At 64.2% G+C, this 17,378-nt stretch carries 11 protein-coding genes and 1 pseudogene; 1 reads left to right on the forward strand and 11 read right to left on the reverse strand.

What is annotated here, in order from left to right:
- Positions 1 to 240 precede the first annotated feature (240 nt).
- The 8 genes and pseudogenes from Y88_RS18135 to Y88_RS18165 all read right to left on the reverse strand — a co-directional run bounded on the left by Y88_RS18135 (position 241) and on the right by Y88_RS18165 (position 11,548).
- Positions 241 to 588: a hypothetical protein gene (locus tag Y88_RS18135; protein ID WP_018076007.1), complete on the reverse strand. Its 348-nt coding sequence runs from the start codon at positions 586 to 588 to the stop codon at positions 241 to 243.
- Between the two features lie 69 nt (positions 589 to 657).
- A complete protein-coding gene (locus Y88_RS18140; RefSeq protein WP_008071908.1) occupies positions 658 to 4,743 on the reverse strand; it encodes a bifunctional nitrate reductase/sulfite reductase flavoprotein subunit alpha in 4,086 nt (1,361 codons plus the stop codon).
- A gap of 26 nt (positions 4,744 to 4,769) precedes the next feature.
- Positions 4,770 to 5,567 carry a uroporphyrinogen-III C-methyltransferase gene (cobA, locus tag Y88_RS18145; RefSeq protein ID WP_008071911.1) on the reverse strand — a complete coding sequence of 266 codons (798 nt, stop codon included), beginning with the start codon at positions 5,565 to 5,567 and terminating at the stop codon, positions 4,770 to 4,772.
- A 3-nt stretch (positions 5,568 to 5,570) separates the two neighbouring features.
- Positions 5,571 to 5,918, reverse strand: coding sequence for a nitrite reductase small subunit NirD (gene nirD, locus Y88_RS18150; RefSeq protein WP_008071912.1), 348 nt, complete (start codon positions 5,916 to 5,918; stop codon positions 5,571 to 5,573).
- Positions 5,918 to 8,416 carry a nitrite reductase large subunit NirB gene (nirB, locus tag Y88_RS18155; RefSeq protein ID WP_018076009.1) on the reverse strand — a complete coding sequence of 833 codons (2,499 nt, stop codon included), beginning with the start codon at positions 8,414 to 8,416 and terminating at the stop codon, positions 5,918 to 5,920. Before nirB ends, nirD begins: the two co-directional genes overlap by 1 nt.
- A gap of 218 nt (positions 8,417 to 8,634) precedes the next feature.
- Positions 8,635 to 8,833 (reverse strand): annotated as a pseudogene (locus tag Y88_RS19440) (IS3 family transposase); the annotation flags it as partial.
- A 70-nt stretch (positions 8,834 to 8,903) separates the two neighbouring features.
- On the reverse strand, positions 8,904 to 10,175 hold the full coding sequence (locus Y88_RS18160; RefSeq protein WP_018076010.1) for an alginate export family protein: 1,272 nt from the start codon (positions 10,173 to 10,175) through the stop codon (positions 8,904 to 8,906).
- 116 nt (positions 10,176 to 10,291) lie between these two features.
- On the reverse strand, positions 10,292 to 11,548 hold the full coding sequence (locus tag Y88_RS18165; RefSeq protein WP_050805654.1) for a nitrate/nitrite transporter: 1,257 nt from the start codon (positions 11,546 to 11,548) through the stop codon (positions 10,292 to 10,294).
- Between the two features lie 92 nt (positions 11,549 to 11,640).
- Between Y88_RS18165 and Y88_RS18170 the strand changes: the two genes are divergently transcribed.
- Positions 11,641 to 13,338, forward strand: a complete 1,698-nt coding sequence (locus Y88_RS18170; protein WP_008071925.1) for a bifunctional protein-serine/threonine kinase/phosphatase — start codon at positions 11,641 to 11,643, stop codon at positions 13,336 to 13,338.
- 218 nt (positions 13,339 to 13,556) lie between these two features.
- Here the strand turns inward: Y88_RS18170 and Y88_RS18175 are convergent, their stop codons facing one another.
- The 3 genes from Y88_RS18175 to Y88_RS18185 form a co-directional block, all read right to left on the reverse strand.
- Complete coding sequence (locus tag Y88_RS18175; protein WP_008071927.1) at positions 13,557 to 14,765, reverse strand: ABC transporter substrate-binding protein; 1,209 nt, start codon at positions 14,763 to 14,765, stop codon at positions 13,557 to 13,559.
- Positions 14,762 to 15,343, reverse strand: coding sequence for an ANTAR domain-containing response regulator (locus Y88_RS18180; RefSeq protein ID WP_008071929.1), 582 nt, complete (start codon positions 15,341 to 15,343; stop codon positions 14,762 to 14,764). The genes Y88_RS18175 and Y88_RS18180 overlap by 4 nt, the downstream gene beginning before the upstream one ends.
- A gap of 90 nt (positions 15,344 to 15,433) precedes the next feature.
- On the reverse strand, positions 15,434 to 17,350 hold the full coding sequence (locus tag Y88_RS18185) for a CocE/NonD family hydrolase (RefSeq protein WP_026167036.1): 1,917 nt from the start codon (positions 17,348 to 17,350) through the stop codon (positions 15,434 to 15,436).
- Between the last annotated feature and the right edge of the window lie 28 nt (positions 17,351 to 17,378).

The raw sequence follows: 17,378 nt of genomic DNA on the forward strand, positions 1-17,378 counted from the left end.
CTAAGCTGACCTACCGAAGTGTCCGCCGGCTTGAATATAGGAGGAAGGGCTTAGCGACCCGACGAATGGCCGGTTCCAGCATAGGCGGACGTTCTCGTTTGCAGCGCCGAACGTCATCTTTGTCCCAGTTCGCGTTTTTTCGGAGCAACGCAACCGAGGTCCAGCAACGACCGGCCATGCCCCGCTCTGGCATCGTGAGCGTGAGCTATTGAGACGAAGGGTTCTGTTCAGAGGATTAGGCTAAGCGTCCTTTCCTGCATTCAGCCGATCGAGCCAGGCTTGTGCCTGCTTGGGTTCGCCTACCGCATCCGACCTAACCGGCCCACGAGATGCGAGAAATTCCTGCTGAAGCTCGAAAGGAGGCATGAGGAGCTGCTCTCTCATTTCGTCGATCGCCTGACCGATTTCAGCCAAATTATCGATGATGGGAGCCACCGCTTTGCGCGACACCCGGTCCCCATTATGATCAAAGAGACCCCATTTGCCTGAGGCGGTAACGCGCAAGGCATCAATCAGCGCCGCGGTATATTCCGTTTCAAGTTCTGCACGACGAACGTCGAGACGCTCCAACCTATCAGCCTTTGCCATACCCCGATTGGTACATGGTTCCGCGGGTGTCTGCAATGTCGGCGGCTTTCGCCACCGGCCTGATCGGTCTCAATAGACGTCCCGGACGTACCGCTTGTCTTTTTGCATGGCGGTCACAAAATCGCGGGCGGCGTCTTCGGTCATGTTGCCGTGGTCGGCGATGATGCGGTGGAGGGCGGTGTCGACGTCGCGGGCCATGCGGGAGGCGTCGCCGCAGACGTAGAAGTGGGCGCCCTCGGCGAGCCAACGCCACAATTGGGCACCTTCCTCGATCATGCGGTGCTGGACGTAGACTTTCTGCGCCGTGTCGCGAGAGAATGCGAGGCTCAGGCGATCGAGATGGCCGTCGCGGTGCCAGGCTTCGATTTCGTCGTGGTAATAGAAATCGCTGGCCGCGTGCTGTTCGCCAAAGAACAGCCAGTTGGCGCCACCGGCTCCTTGGGCCTGCCGGTCCTGCAGAAAGGCGCGGAAGGGGGCGATACCAGTGCCGGGGCCGACCATGATCGCGGGGCGATCCGTATCGGCGGGCGGGCGGAAATGGGGGGACGCCTGCAGGAAGATACGGCTTGCCTCTCCCCCGGCACGATCGGCGAGATAGCTCGAACAGACACCCTTGCGCAGGCGGCCTTCCTGCATCCAGCGCACGACCGAAACGGTCAGTTGCACTTCATCGGGACAGACGCGCGGACTGGACGAAATCGAATAGAGCCTCGGCTGCAAAGGCTTGAGCGCATCGACGAGATCCTGCCCCGACAAGACGAGCGGCGCGTGGTCGAGCACGTCGGGCACTTGCCGTCCGTAAGTCCAGTTTTCGCAATCGGCCTTGCGATCCTGGGCCAAAAGCGGCGCGAAGGGCGCGTCGGGACGGTGCTCGGCGACCATTTCGAGGAAGGATCGTGAGACGCGGGCAATGTCGAGATGGCGGACGAGCGCTTCGTCGAGCGGCATTTCCCCTTGCCCCGGAACGACGACCGCCGCGTCGGGGGAAGCGCCGACCCGTGCGATCAGTTCGGCGGCAAGATCGGGGCAATTGCTCGGCCACACGCCCAGCGCATCGCCCGCCTCATAGGAAAAGTCGCTGTCGGCAAGATCGAAGCCGAACTGGCGGACTTCCTTTTGCGATCCGGCTCCGCTGAGCAGGCGATTGGTGACGAGCGCAGTCGAGAACGGCGTCTTTCGGCCGTATTTCGCTCCAGCGGGGGCCGCCTTGGCTTCTGCGACAACGGGCTCGGCCCCGGCAGGTGCCAGTGTTCCGGCCACCGCGTCGAGCCATGCCGCCGCCGCGTCTTCGTAGTCGGGCTCGCAATCAACCCGCGCGATGAGCCGCGTCCCGCCCAGTTCGGCAAGCCGGGCATCGAGCGCCTGCCCGAAGCCGCAGAAACGGTCGTAGCTCGAATCCCCGAAGGCCAGCACGGCAAAAGCAAGATCAGGGCATTCCGGTGCGGTCGGGCTCGACAGTGCCTGCCAAAAGGTCGCGCCGTTGTCGGGCGGATCGCCGTCGCCAAACGTGCTGGCAAGGAACAGGGCCGGTCCGGCCAGATCGCCGGGCGTCACGTCATCCATCGGGCAAAGCCGCACCGCAAAGCCGCGCCGGGTCAATTCGGCGGCGCAGTGTTCGGCATAGCTTTCCGTCGTGCCGGTCTGCGAAGCCCAGATCACGCGGATTTCCGGGCCATGCGCCACTGTGCCGGGCATGGCCCGTGCGACCGGAACCCGCGCCAGCATCCCCGCGAGCAGGCCGTTGACGTAATCGCGCCGTTCGCGGGCCAGCGGTGCATTGTCGGGCACGATCGGCATGGCATCGGCACAAGGCGCGGTGTCGAGCCGGAGCCCGGCGACGAACCCGGCGAGATATTGCTGTTCCTGTTCCGGGAATTCGGGCGGCCGCGAAGGCAGGCGCAGGAAACCGGCAAGGACATCGGCAATGTCGGGCATGGAGGCACTTTCCGGCAGGTGGGCAAGCGGCGCAGGAGCGGTGCCCGCAGTCTCGTCCTCGATCGGTCCGCCGACGCGCGTCAACGCAACGGCGGCGAACTTGAATTCAGGCTGCATCGATTGCGCGTCGATCGCATCGGACGTGACCGCGTTGATGCACAAGTCCTCTCCGAAGACATCGTTCCAGTGAAACGGCGCAAAGCAGGCGCCCGGCGCTACCCGGTCGGTCACGACGGCAGGCAGCACCGCTCGACCGCGCCGCGAGCGCACTTCGACGCGGTCGCGATCGGCAATCCCCAGTTCCTGTGCATCGTCGGGGTGCAGTTCGACGAAAGGACCGGGATTGAGCTTGTTGAGCGTGGGCACTTTTCCGGTCTTGGTCAGGGTGTGCCATTGATGCTGAAGACGCCCGGTGTTGAGCACCATCGGGAAATCCCCGTCGGGCATTTCGGCAGGCGCCATGTGCGGACGGGCCAGAAAGATCCCACGCCCCTGCGGGGTCGGGAATGCAACCGGCGGCACCGTTCCATCCTCGTCGCGGCGAAGCGTCTGACTGATCCCGTCGTTGAGATAACGGATGGGATTGCGGTCGCTTTCCCCCTCGGGCGGGCAGGGCCATTGCAACGGCGTTTCGCGCAGGCGCTGGTGGCTGACTCCACGCACGTCATAACCGGTCGCGGGGTTCGAAAAGCGGCGGATCTCGTCAAAGACTTCGGCCGCGTTCGCGTACGTAAAGGCTTTGGCATAGCCCATGGCACAGGCGACGCGGGCGATGATCTCCCAGTCGGCCATGGCTTCGCCCGGAGGCGCGACCGCCTGCCGTGCCAGCGTCATGTTGCGTTCGGAATTGATCATCACCCCGTCGGCCTCGGCCCAGAGCGCGCCGGGCAGGATGATGTCGGCAAACCGGTTGGTTTCGGTTTCGAGGAACGCGTCCTGGGTAATGACCAGCTCGGCCGCCTCGAGCCCGGCGATGACTTTGGCGCGGTTGGAAACACTGGCAACCGGATTGGTACAAATGATCCAGCACGCCTTGATCTGTCCGGCGGCCATGTCGTCGAACATGGCAATCGTCCCTTGTCCGGCTTCCTTGCGCAAAGTGCCCGGCGCGATACCCCATTCGGCCTCGACAAAGGCGCGATCGGCCTCGCTCATCGTGCTGCGCTGTCCCGGCAGGCCCGGCCCCATATAGCCCATCTCACGCCCGCCCATCGCATTGGGCTGCCCGGTCAGGGAAAAGGGGCCGCTTCCCGGTTTCAGGATTGCGCCGGTCGCCAGATGCAGGTTGCAGATCGCATTGGTGTTCCAGGTGCCGTGAGTGCTCTGGTTGAGCCCCATGGTCCAGCAGCTCATCCACGCCCCGGCCGCGCCGATCCATTGCGCTGCCTTGCGCAAGTCGTCGGGGGCAAGGCCTGTGATCCCGGCAACGGTATCCACGTCGTAATCGGCCAGGAACGCGGGCATCGCGTCCCATCCTTGAGTGTGGAGGTCGATGAAATCGCGATCGATCGCGTCGTTTTCGACCAGGAGGCGCAACAGGCCGTTGAGCAGCGCAAGATCGGTACCCGGGCGCACTTGCAGGAACAGGTCCGCCTTGTCCGCCGTCGCATTGCGGCGCGGATCAACGACGATCAGCTTTGCCCCCGCCTTCACCCGGTCCATCATCCGCAGGAACAGGATGGGATGGCAATCGGCCATGTTGGCGCCGATCACGAAGAAGAGGTCGGCCTTGTCGAAATCCTGATAGGAACCGGGCGGCGCATCCGCGCCCAGCGACAGCTTGTACCCGGTCGCCGCGCTTGCCATGCACAGGCGCGAATTGCTTTCGATATTGTTGGTGCCGATGAAGCCCTTGCACAGCTTGTTGGCAAGGTATTGCGCCTCGATCGACATCTGGCCCGAGACATAGAACGATACGGCGTCCGGACCGTCGCGGTCGATGATCGTGCGCAACCCCTGCGCCGTGCGGGCAATCGCCTCGTCCATCGGCACCGCACCGTGGTCGCGGCCTTCGGAAAGGCGGACATAGGCGCGATCCGCGCGGCCCTCGGCAGTAACGGGCACATGGCACGAATTGCCCTTGGTGCACAGCCGCCCGAAATTGGCGGGGTGGCTCTTGTCCCCCGACACTTTGACGATGCGCCCTTCGGCAACGTCGAAAACGATGCCGCAGCCAACGCCGCAATAGGGGCAGACGCTCTTTGCCTGCTTCGTGGTCAAGGTATTGCCCCCGTGGAACGAAAGTCTCAGGCCTGCGTTTGCGATGCGACAACCGCGTGGTTGTCACCGCAACGGTTTCCCGCCAGCCGCGCCCCGGCAATCGGTGCCCCGATCAGGAGCAAGGCGGGACCATCCCCCAGCGCAGTGCGAGCGCCCAGTTCGAGCAAGTCGAGCCGCGTGGTGAAGACCCGTTCGTCGGGCAGGCTGGCATTTTCGACCATGGCGACGGGCGTTGCCGGATCGAGCCCCGCCCCCATCAGGCCCCGCGCGATCGCCCCGGCAGCGGCCTTGCCCATATAGACGGCAAGGCTCGATCCCGGATCGGCGAGTGCAGCCCAGTCGAGTTCCAGGTCCTCGCCCGCCCGGGCATGGGCAGTGACGAAAGTCAGCCGCCGGGCCAGACCGCGCAAGGTCAGAGACGTGCCAAGGCTTGCCGCTGCCGCACTCGCCGCAGTGATACCGGGGCAAATGGCGAAGGGCACGCCCGCATCGTGGCAAGCGGTCATTTCCTCGGCGCTGCGGCCGAAGATCGACGGATCGCCGCCTTTCAGTCGCACGACGCGCAAGCCCGCCAAGGCAGCCTCGACGATCATCCGGTCGATCTCTTCCTGCGACTTCGAATGGCGACCCGACCGCTTGCCGACCGGAACCAGTTGCGCCTCTTCCCGGCAAAGCGCCAGTACGCCCGCCCCCACCAGTGCGTCGTGAAAGACCACATCGGCGCGCGCGATCAGGCGTTCGGCCTTGCGGGTGAGCAGGTCCGGATCACCCGGTCCTGCGCCCACCAGCCACACCATGCCACCCGGGAAGAGATCCTGCGCCATGACTTATGCTCCGACTTTGGCTGCCGCCAGCAGGACGTCGCGCTTCAAATAGAGGCGCCCGGATTCGACCCGCATCGGGATCACCGGAACGCAGCCCTTGTCATCGCCTTGCGCTTCGCCGGTCTTGAGGCTGATGTTCCACGAATGCAGCGGGCAGGTCACGACCGACCCGTGCACGATCCCTTCGCTCAAGGGCCCATGCTTGTGCGGGCACTTGTTGACGAGAGCGTGGAATTCGCCGTCAAGCGTGTGGAACACCGCGATTTCCTCGCCGCCCACCACCGGCATGGTGCGCGCGGTCCCCGGAGCGATCTGCCCCACCGGACCGATGTCGAGCCATTCTCCGATCATTATGCTTTCTCCGTGACGAGGGGGCGGAACTGGGCAAGAGGCTGGTGCAGTTCGGCAAACTTGCCCGCCGCACGTTCGGCCCAGGGATCCTTCTGGCTGTAAAGCTGCGAATGGTGGAAGCGCGCAGCAAGAGCGCCGATGGCGTCGGGCGTGCCGAACAGGGCCTGCTTCACATAATCGAGGCCGACGCGTTCGATCCACGGTGCGGTGCGTTCGAGATACCAGGCTTCTTCGCGATAGAGCTGGATGAAGGCCGCGCAAACCGCCAGCGCCTCGTGCTCGGTCTCGACCTTGCACAAGAGTTCGGTGGCGCGGACGTGAATGCCGCCATTGCCCCCGACATGCAGTTCATAGCCGCTGTCGACGCAGATCACGCCAAAGTCCTTGATCGTCGCTTCGGCGCAATTGCGCGGACAGCCCGAAACCGCGATCTTGAACTTGTGCGGCATCCAGCTGCCCCAGGTCATCTTTTCGATGGTGATGCCAAGGCCGGTCGAATCCTGAGTACCGAAACGGCACCATTCCGACCCGACGCAAGTCTTTACCGTGCGCAACGACTTGCCATAGGCGTGGCCCGAAACCATTCCTGCCGCGTTGAGATCACCCCAGATCGCGGGCAAGTCTTCCTTGCGAATGCCGAAAAGGTCGATGCGCTGACCGCCGGTCACCTTGACCATGCGCGCGCCGAATTTGTCCGCCGCATCAGCGATCGCGCGCAGTTCGTCAGGCGTCGTGACGCCGCCCCACATGCGCGGGACGACCGAATAAGTGCCGTCCTTCTGGATATTGGCGTGGAGGCGTTCGTTGACGAAACGGCTCTTCTGATCGTCCTCGTATTCGCCGGGCCAGGCGCAGAGCAGGTAATAGTTGAGCGCCGGACGGCACGAGGCACAGCCGTCGGGCGTCTTCCAGCCCAGTTCCTGCATGACCTGCGGAATGACTTTCAGTTTCCGCTCGACGATCAGGCGGCGAACGTCGGCATGGGTGAAGCTGGTGCACTTGCACATCGTCTTCGGCCCGGATTCCATGTCGGCGCCCAAACGCAGACGCAGCAGGTTTTCCACCAGCGACGTGCACGAACCGCAGCTGGCCGAAGCCTTGCACTGCGACCGCACCGCGTCGAGGCTGTGCGCCCCGCTGTCGATGCACGAGACGACCTGTCCTTTGGAAACACCGTTGCAGCCGCAGATTTCCGCATCGTCCGAAAGCGCCGCGACCGCCGCGCAAGGATCGGTGTTGCCCCCGCCCATGGCAAAGGCCTGTCCCAGGATCAGCGTGTCGCGGATCGGGGAGATATCTTCGGCCTTCTTGAGGAGGTCGAAATACCACGAACCGTCAGCGGTATCGCCATAGAGCACCGCGCCGATGACGCAGTTGTCGCGGACCACGACCCGCTTGTAGATGCCACGCGCGGCGTCGCGCAGGACAATGTCCTCGCACCCTTCCCCGCCCGAGAAATCCCCGGCGGAAAAGAGATCGATGCCCGACACCTTGAGCTTGGTCGAGGTGACCGAACCCTGATAGCCCTCGCCCGGACGGCCCACCGCCGCATCGGCGAGCGAGCGTGCCATGTCCCAGAGCGGCGCGACCAGGCCATAGCACTGCCCACGATGTTCGACGCATTCGCCGACCGCCATGATCGCCGGGTCCGACGTGACCATGTGATCGTCGACCAGAACGCCACGACCGACTTCGAGCCCTGCGCCGCGTGCCAGAGTCGTGCTCGGACGGATGCCGACGGCCATGACGACGATGTCGGCGGGCAGTTCGCGCCCATCCTTCAACCGGACGCCCGCGACATGACCCTGCTTGCCGACGATTTCGGCGGTATCGCCGCCGGTGATGATCGTCTGCCCGCGCCGTTCCAGTTCATCGCGAAGCAGCCAGCCCGCCGCTTCGTCGAGCTGACGCTCCATCAGAGTGGGCATGAGATGGATCACGGTGACCTGCATGCCGCGCAACGCCAGCCCGTGCGCGGCTTCCAGCCCGAGCAGCCCCCCGCCGATGACCACGGCCGATCCGCCGCGATCGGCGGCGGCCAGCATCTTGTCCACGTCGTCGAGATCGCGGAACGTCACCACTCCGGCCAGATCGTGGCCGGGGACCGGAATGATAAAGGGATCCGAGCCCGTCGCGATCAGCAGGCGATCATAGGCGACCACTTTGCCCGAACGCGAGACCACGCGGCGGTCGGCGCGGTCGATATCGACCACCGGATCGCCGCTGATGAGTTCGATGCCGTTGTCGGCATACCAGGCCGCATCGTTGATGACGATGTCGTCGAACGACTTTTCGCCTGCCAGAACCGGCGACAGCATGATGCGGTTGTAATTGACGCGCGGCTCGCTGCCGAAAATGGTCACGTTGAAACGCGCCGGATCGCGGGCAAGGATTTCTTCGACGGCGCGGCATCCGGCCATGCCGTTGCCGATCACCACGAGCCGCTCGCGCCCCGTGGGCAGACCGTCGGCCGGTTCGTTGGAGCTGTGCGCGTTCACTGTACCCTGTTCCCCAAGTCCGTCGCGCACACAAAAAAGCCGCCTCAACGCATCCCCTTCGGGACTTGTCCAGGCGGCGCCATTGCCACGCGATGTGTTGAAAGCGGTTCGGAGATTGTTCCCGTCCACCATTGGACGATCCCGAAACCTTGTTTCATGAGGATAAGCGATTCGCCCAGGTCACCGCAAGTCTTTTTGTATGAATAGCCCCTGGTTTTCTAGGCGCCTTCCGCTTTCAAAATCTGCTGCCGTTCGAACTGGGCGGGCGACAGCATCCCGTTCCTGACGGGGGTGCGCACAGGGTTGTCATGGCAGGTGCCGCGCCGGCTCATCGAATGCTCAAGATTGCGAGCCTTGGTCCGAATGGATAAGCACCCGCTGCTTGGGCTTACGCCGCCAGACCGCCAAGCGCACAGCACCAGAACGGATCGCACCCGGCCCTCCATAAGGAAGGCCGGGCACGGTTGCGACCCCGAAGGGAAAGGGATCAGAAGCTGTATTCAGCCTGCAACCAGTACTTGGTCGTGTCGACGAAGCCCGGTGCCGAGGCACTGAAGCTCGCGTACTTGGCCAAAAGGCCGACCTTGCCCAGACGGAACCCGACGCTCGCGTCCCATTCGTTGCCGTAGTGCAGGTTGCCGACATCACTGTCGAAGCGGTGCCAGACGAACCCGGCATTCAGGCCGGGCAGAGCCTTGAACTTGGGCAGGGCCTTCGACAATCCGACGTAGCTGTCCTGAAGGCCGTTGCCCGGCGTGGTCAGGAACACGTCCGCCCACCCGTCGAACTTGTGCAGGGTCGCCATCGGCGTTTGCAACGCATGACCCTTGCCGTCCGAGCCAAGCAGTTCGTACCCGCCATCGAGCGTCCAGCCCGCATAGCTGAGCGAGCCTTCGCCCGATATGTAGTCGACCCCGTAATTCGCAGGGTTCTGCTTGTAGTTCGACTGACGGGCAAAACTGCCGATAAGGTTCAGCTTCACTTTCCTGGTCAGCGACAGAGCCGCCGTCGCACGAACGCCATACGTCTGCGTATCGGCCAGCGAGGCCGCCAGCGCAGGCACCTGTTCCTCGGTGTTGTAATCGACGAGATAGGCAAAGCCCTTCACCGCGAAGGGGCCTTCCTTGACTGTTCCGCCCAGGAACCAGAAACGCCCGCCATAATTGCGGCGCGGTCCCGCATCGCTGCCGAACACCGTTTTCTGGTTGATCGCATAGGTCGCGTCGATCGACACCGGCCCCACCCCGGCTTCGACACGAGCCGCGTCGAACGTCTGCTCGTTCTGGCGCCAGCCCGAGGAACCGACCCAGCGCTGATCATCGAGATTGATCCGTTGGCGCCCGACCGTGACTCCCAGCGCCTTGGTCCGGAACTGGACCTGAAGCCGGTTGAGATCGATCGTCTCGGGATCGGCAACCGTCGCATAGCGCGCATTGGCCATGGCGGGAATGAACGAAAGACCGTTGTAGTCCCCATCGATCGAGGTCGTCCCCGATCCTTCGGCCAGGAATGCGAGATGCGAGGGCGCATTCTTCACTTCGAAACCGAACCGGGCCCGGAACGTCAGGGCATCGGCCCCCTTGGTCGGAGTATCAACATTTTCAAAACGCAAGCGGGCGTCGAGAATGGGGTCGATCGTGGTGCCGTCCGTGATCGTGATCGGATCGCCAAAGGACTTGGGCGCATCCGCGGCCTGGGCCGTCCCCGCAAGGCAAACGGGTGCAAGCGTGGCGGCAAGTGCCTGCCAACGGTACTTCATCGCGATTTCCCTCATGTTGGCGGCGTCGGCAGTTGGTTGTGGTTTGGCGCCGACGCCGCTGAAGTAACTGTATTCGAACCGGAACCGAACTAAGATCGGTTATCGGAAGCGAATTTTCAGATGCGCGCTCCCTGAAGCGCGGCACCCCAGGTGGTGCGCCAGCGACGCTTGACCCCGGTCAGACCGGCGAGCGCGATCAGCGCAAGACCGGCGAAGACGAGGAACCCGAGCGAGGCACTGCCGGTCCATTGCTTGGCAAGGCCGAGCGAGCTGGCGAGGTAGAACCCGCCGACGCCGCCGCCGAACCCGACAAGGCCGGTCATGACGCCGATTTCCTTGCGGAAACGCTGCGGCACGAGCTGGAACACCGCGCCGTTGCCGACACCCAGAGTGCCGAGCGTGGCGATAAAGAGGGCAACCGTGATCGGGAGCGACTTGGAGCCGAGCGCAATCACCACCAGAAGAGCCGCTGCAACCGCGTAAACGATGCTGAGCGTGCGGATACCGCCGAAACGGTCGGCCAGAGCGCCGCCGAGCGGGCGGACCAGCGACCCGGCGAATACGCCCGCCGCGGTGCAGTACCCGGCAATGACCGGCGTGATTCCGAAGCCGTCAGTGTAATACGTCGGCAGCGAGCTGGCGAGGCCGACGAAACCGCCGAACGTGACGCCGTAGAACAGCATGAACCACCAGCAGTCGCCTTCACCCATGACGCGGGCATAAGCGGCCATCGGCTGGGGTGCGGGCTGGTCGGGGCTGTCCTTGGCCGCGACGAGATAGACGAGGAAGGCGACGCCCAGCGGGATCAGCGCGAAGCCGAAGACATTGGTCCAGCCCACGGCCTTGGCCAGCAGCGCGGCAAAGAGCGAAGCGAAGACGGTGCCCGAATTGCCCATCCCGGCAATGCCCATGGCCTTGCCCTGATGCTCGGGCGGATACCAGCGGCTGGCAAGCGGCAGCGCGACGGCAAAGCTCGCCCCGGCAAAGCCCAGCACCACGCCCAGCGCCAGGGTTCCGGCGTAGCTGTGAATGCCGAACTGCCATGCGACGGCAAGCCCCGCCATGACGATGATCTGGCTGATCGTGCCGGTCTTCTTGGGACCGATGCGATCGACGAGGAAGCCGTTGACGAAACGCAGCACCGCCCCGGCCAGCGTCGGGATGGCGACCATCAGACCCTTTTGCGCGGGCGAAAGGCCCAGATCCTTCGAGATGATCGGCGCCAGCGGCCCAAGCAGGACCCAGACCATGAACGCGATATCGAAATAGAGAAAAGCGGCAAACAGGGTCGGGCGATGGCCCGACTGCCAAAATCCGGTTGCGGCACCTGGGTTTGAAACCGAAGAGCCGCCAGACATCGAAACCGAAGCCATCAGCGTATCCTTCCAGCACTTGACGTTTGAAACAAGACCCCGATCCTTGCGTGTGCGGGCGACGTGCACGCACACGGGAGAGGGGGAAATCGATGCGAACGAGCGGGGATCTCGCGATTGCGGCAGGGTTTGCCACGCGAACCGGTCCACGCTCGGATAATCAGGATTTCGGCGGGATCGTGCAGGCGAGCGCGACCGAACGCGCCAGCCACGGCGTGATCGCCGCGATTGCCGACGGCGTCAGCGGCGGCAACGCGGGGCGCATGGCCTCCGAGCTCACTGTCCGCACGCTGATCGATGGGTACTACGCAAGCCCCCCGACGCTCGGCCCGGCACAGGCGATGGCGCGCCCCCTCGCCGCGTTCAACGACTGGCTGCACGGACAGGCGCGCGGCAATCCCGCACGTGCCAGTGCGACCACGTTGACCGCGCTTGCCCTCCACGGTCGCCGCGCCCATGTCGTCCATGTCGGCGACACTCGCGCCTGGCGCTTTGCCGAAGGTCGCCTGACCTGCCTGACGCAGGACCATGTCCGACCCGAAATCGACATGAGCCACGTCCTCATCCGCGCGATCGGTCTCGAAAGCGATCTGCGGCTCGATCACGGCGCGTTCGAACTGACCGAGCAGGACCGGCTCGTGCTGACCACTGACGGGGTTCATGCCCCGCTCGGCGCGCGCAAGATTGCGGCCATTCTCGCCCAGAATGCGAGTGCCGAGGCGACGGCCGAACTGCTGGTCGAAAAGGCACTCGAAGCCGGCGGCGCCGACAATGCCACGGCCCTCGTCATCGACGTGGTGCGACTGCCCGCCCCCGACCACGACGGCATTCTTGCCGCGATGTCCGCACTGCCGTTCATTACCCCGCCGGTTCCGGGCGGAACGCTCGACGGCTTTGCCGTCGAACGCGTGTTGAGCGAAGGACGCCACGCTGTTTTGCTGGTCGCGACCGACAGCGAAAACGGCGAAGAAGTCGTCCTGAAATTCCCCCGGCGCGAGATCCTGTCCGAACGCGCGCTGCGTCTCGCCTTTGCCCGCGAAATGCTGCTCGCCCAGCGCGTGAGCAGTCCGTTCCTGCTCTCCGCACGGCCCCAGCGCGACACGCGACAGAGCGGGCTTTACCTCGTGCAGCCCTTCCTCAAGGGCGAAACCATGGAAAGCCGCCTTGCGCGCCGTCTGCCCTCGCTCGACGCGGCCCGGGAAGCTGCGGTCAGCCTGACCCGCGCGGTTGCCGCACTGCACCGACTTGACGTTGTGCATCGCGACATAAAACCCGACAACGTCATGCTCACCGAGGACGGCGGCCTGCGCCTGATCGATCTCGGCGTGGCGCGCCTGCCGCGTGTCGAGGACTTTCCCGACAACGAGATTCCCGGAACGCCCGGCTACATGGCACCCGAACAGTTCGCCGGAAACGGCGGCGACGCGCTGACCGACCAGTTCGCGCTCGGCGTTACGCTCTACCGCTGGTTCACCGGCAAGTGGCCCTACGGTGAACAGGAAGCGTTCCAGCGCCCCCGCTTTGGCGAAGCACGAGCCCCGTCGGCCCATCGCCCGGAAATTCCGAGCTGGCTGGACGAAGCGATCCTGCGCGCCATCGCGGTTCGTCGCGAAGATCGCCACGGTGACGTCGTCGAACTGCTGCGTGCCTTGGAAGGCGGCATGATCGGGACGCAACGCACGATGGCCGGGCGCCCCCTGATGGAGCGCAATCCGGTGCTGTTCTGGAAAATGGTCAGCCTGCTGCTCGGCGCGGCGCTGATCGCCTCGCTCGTGCAGCACAGACTGTAACCCACATCCACCCATCGGGTGCGCCCCCACGTTGTGCGCACGCAAAAAAACCGCCTCGATCCGGTCGATGAACGACCGGTTCGGGCGGCTCCGTTGCCACGCAATGTTGCTGGAAAAGACCTCGTTCCCCCGGCCCTCCATTGGGCCGACGAGCTCTTTCGTGGATAAAAAATATGTGATTCGCAGGGCGCGAGTAAAGAACTTTTTTCAGGAAAAGATCAGGGAGTGCGCGCCAGATAGCCCGTCAAGTCATGGGGATCGAAGATCTCATGATCGAAAAAGGTATTCTTTTCCAATGTCATGACGCCCTGCTGCGTGCCCACCGAAGTGCGCTGAAAAACGCTGCCTTCGACTTTGGAACTGGCCCCCGGCAGCGGTTCGTCCGACCCGATCAACGCCGAGCGATAGACGTCCGGGCGGAAAATCGTTGCAACTTCAGCCGCTTCGCCTGCGGAATAGGACACATCGTTCCACCGCACCATCTGCGTATAGAGCCACAGTGCCTGGCTGACCCATGGGAAATTGGCCGCCTCGCGATACTGGAACATGAAGTCGGGAAAAGTGACGATTTCGCCGTCTTTCTTCAATAAAAGCCGATCTGCGATCGCACGACTGATCAAAGTCTTGTTGCCGTCGAGATATTCGGGACGGGCAAGAATCGCGGCGCATTCCTCCATCGCCGCCGGATCGACGAAGTGGCGTGCCGCCTTGACCAGCGCGCGGATCAGGGCCTCTACTTCCCCCCTTCGCTCGTTCAGCACGGGCTCGCGCAGGGCCAGGACCTTTTCGACGCCACGGCGCCAGATCTGTGCGGTTGCAAGGACGATGACGCCCGCCCCGCGTTCCACGGCAACACTGTTCCAAGGCTCGCCGACGCAGATGGCATCGACTTCCCCGGCCTCGATCGCGTCGGCACAGAACGGCGGCGGCACGGTGATAATCTCGACATCATGGTCGGGATGAATGCCGCACCCCGCCAGCCAATAGCGCAGCATGTAATTGTGGCTGGAATAGCGATGGACCACCCCGAACCGCAGCGGTTTGCCCGCATTCTTGCGCTCCTGCGCCACCTGACGCAGGGCTGTGCCGACAGCGACAGGATCGCCCAGCCCCTCGCCCGGCGCGACCCGCGCGGCGATTTCGGGGCGAACTGTGATCGCGTTGCCGTTGAGGCCGAGGACGAAGGGAACCGACAGCGGCTGGGCCGGGCGACCGCGCCCGAGCGTTGCCGCGATTGCCAGCGGCGCGACGAGATGCGCCGCATCGGTATGCCCGTAAAGCAGGCGGTCGAGCACCGTCGCCCAGCTGACGTCGCGGACGAGCCGCAACTCCAACCCTTCCTGTGCGGCAAAACCCAGTTCATGCGCGAGAATCGGCAAGGCCGCATCGACAAGCGGCAGGAAGCCGATCGAGAATTTTGCGCTCATGCGGCCCCTCCCATCAATTTGCTGGCCGTGACGACCGCCTCGGCAATGTCGATGATCCGCCGCCCCTGATTCATCGCCGTCTTGCGCAATTCGCTATAGGCCTGCGGCTCGGTCAAGCCCCGGCTCTGCATCAGGATGCGTTTGGCCGCATCGATCGCCTCGCGCTCGGCCAGCTTGTTGCGCGCTTCGGCCAGATCGGTCTGAAGCCGGGAAAAGGCGTGAAACCGCCGGATCGCCAGGTCGAGAATGGGGCGAATGCGATGCGCGGCCAGACCGTTGACGACATAGGACGACACCCCGGCATCGATGCTGGCGGCAATGGCGTTGTCATCCGATTCATCGACGAACATCGCGATCGGCCGCGCCAGCGCGCGACTGACCGTGAAATACTCCTCCAGCACGTCGCGGCTTGGGTTACCCAGGTCCATCAGCACGATGTCCGGATCGATCTCTGCAATCCGCGCGACCAGACCGCGCCGCTCGGTCACCACGAAAATCTCGCAGTCCTCGAGCACCTCAAGCCCTTCCTCGATCACCGAGGCGCGCACCGCACTTTCATCGACAATCGCAACCCGCATGCCGCCATGGATAACGCCCCATGGCGGCGATGCAATGGCGGAACGGCCTCTTTGCAGCGGGTTGAGGTGATGCGAAGGCAGCGGAACCGCTTACGGCACCACCGGCAGGATCACCGCGCTCGGCGTCGCGCCGCCATAGCCCACGCGCATGGTCGCAGGCTTGTAGTCACCCGGCTTCGCGTTGAAGATGTTGGGCACGAATGTCTGCGGATTGCGGTCGTAGAGCGGGAACAGACTGGACTGCACTTCGACGGCAATGCGGTGGCCGGGCAGGAAGACGTGATCGACATTGGGCAGAGTGAACCGGAACCGGTTGAACTTGCCCGGTGTCAGCGGCTCGGGATGGGCAAAGCTCTTAAGATAGCGACCGCGGAAGATCTCGATCCCGATCGGCAATTCATATCCCGCCATCGACGGCTTGGCGCCTTGCACCGCCGCTTCGGGAACGTCGTCGGGATAGACGTCGATCAGCTTGACCACCACGTCGGCATCGGTGCCGCTGGTCGCGAGAAAGAGATCGACGGCGGGCGCGCCCATGATGTGAACGGGCTTGGCCAGCGTCGAGCCGGTGAAGCTGACGACGTCTGGCCGTCCGCTCACGAACCGCTGGTCGCGCACGAGCCAGGATTTCCATTGCGCGCCGTCCCCCATGTCGATCGGGCGCGGCAGGAACGGCACCGGACTGGCCGGATCGGCGACCCACGACACTTCGCCCGCCTTGTCCGGCGCGGCAAACCCGGCGCCGTGATCAGGGCCCAGGTAATAAGGCTGGCCCGAACCCATCGGCCAGCGGGGCGATTGCTCCCACTTGTCGATGCCGGTCGCATAGGTAATCGCGGCGGGCAGCTTCGGATCGGGCGCATCGCGCAGCCAGTGGTCGAAGAACGGCTTCACCCAATCGCGCCGCCATTGTGCGGCGGTGTCCCCGGCAAAAGTCAGCGCGCCGAGATCATAACCGTAATGGTTTGCCCCCGAATGGCGCCAGGGCCCGATCACCAGCGTCAGCGGCGCGTGGCCGAGCTTGTCCTTGAGCGCGTTGTAGACGGCCGGGGCGCCATAGCTGTCTTCCTGATCCCATTGCCCGACTTCCAGCATGGTCGGCACGGTCAGGGGCCGCGCGGCCAGCCACTTGTCGACCGCCTGCAACGACCAGAAATCGGTATAGGCGGGATTTTCCATCAGCTTGCGGACAAAGGGAACGGTTTCGACCCCATATTTGCGGGCATAGTCACCCGCCGATCCGGCCCGGAGATAGCGCGTGTAATCGTCGCCCGCGCCATGCGGGATCGCGGCCCCGGCGTCAGCCTTCCCGGTGCTCTGCCCCAACGCATAGTCGAGCGCGCTGACGCGGAAAGCCCCATTGTGGAACCAGTCGTCGCCCATCCACCCGTCGACCATCGGGCTTTCCGGAACGGCGGCCTTGAGCGCGGGATGCGGCGCGATTTCGGCCATCAGGCTGGTAAAGCCGAGATAGGACGAACCGATGATGCCGACTTTGCCGTTCGATTCAGGGACGTTCTTCACCAGCCAGTCGATGGTGTCATAGGCGTCGGTCGCCTCATCGATCCCGGTCGGATTGAGCGGGCCGGACAGCGGCCGGTTCATCACGAACTGCCCTTCGGAGCGGTGAAGCCCGCGAATGTCCTGGTAGACGCGGATATAGCCGGCCTCGACAAAGGGCGCGTCCATCGCCGGAACGATGTCGACCAGATGCAGGCTCTTGGTCCGGGTTGCATCGCCGTGCGCATCATAGGGCGAGCGCGACAGCAGCATCGGCCCGCCTTTCGTCCCCTTCTTCATCACGATCACGGTATAAAGCCGCGTCCCGTCACGCATCGGCACCATGACCTCGCGTCGGATGAAATCGGCTTCGGGCAGGACGGGATCGTATTTCTCGACCACGTCGGGCGTCATCGGCGTGACCGGAACGGTTTGTGCCTGAACGGCGATGGTGGAGGAACCAGCGAGGAGCAGGGCGGCGGCAAGCAAGCGGGAAGCGTGGATCATGGTTACATTCTTGACCAGATTCACGGCG

Origin of the sequence: Novosphingobium nitrogenifigens DSM 19370 (assembly GCF_000192575.1) — a bacterium.
GTDB lineage: Bacteria > Pseudomonadota > Alphaproteobacteria > Sphingomonadales > Sphingomonadaceae > Novosphingobium > Novosphingobium nitrogenifigens.

What these genes read in the sequence shown, in the direction of transcription:
- Y88_RS18165 (WP_050805654.1), bottom strand. Translation starts at nt 11,548, where the DNA reads ATGGCTTCGGTTTCGATGTCTGGCGGCTCTTCGGTTTCAAACCCAGGT.
- Y88_RS18185 (WP_026167036.1), bottom strand. Translation starts at nt 17,350, where the DNA reads ATGATCCACGCTTCCCGCTTGCTTGCCGCCGCCCTGCTCCTCGCTGGT.
- Y88_RS18180 (WP_008071929.1), bottom strand. Translation starts at nt 15,343, where the DNA reads ATGCGGGTTGCGATTGTCGATGAAAGTGCGGTGCGCGCCTCGGTGATC.
- Y88_RS18135 (WP_018076007.1), bottom strand. Translation starts at nt 588, where the DNA reads ATGGCAAAGGCTGATAGGTTGGAGCGTCTCGACGTTCGTCGTGCAGAA.
- Y88_RS18170 (WP_008071925.1), top strand. Translation starts at nt 11,641, where the DNA reads ATGCGAACGAGCGGGGATCTCGCGATTGCGGCAGGGTTTGCCACGCGA.
- cobA (WP_008071911.1), bottom strand. Translation starts at nt 5,567, where the DNA reads ATGGCGCAGGATCTCTTCCCGGGTGGCATGGTGTGGCTGGTGGGCGCA.
- Y88_RS18175 (WP_008071927.1), bottom strand. Translation starts at nt 14,765, where the DNA reads ATGAGCGCAAAATTCTCGATCGGCTTCCTGCCGCTTGTCGATGCGGCC.
- Y88_RS18160 (WP_018076010.1), bottom strand. Translation starts at nt 10,175, where the DNA reads ATGAAGTACCGTTGGCAGGCACTTGCCGCCACGCTTGCACCCGTTTGC.
- nirD (WP_008071912.1), bottom strand. Translation starts at nt 5,918, where the DNA reads ATGATCGGAGAATGGCTCGACATCGGTCCGGTGGGGCAGATCGCTCCG.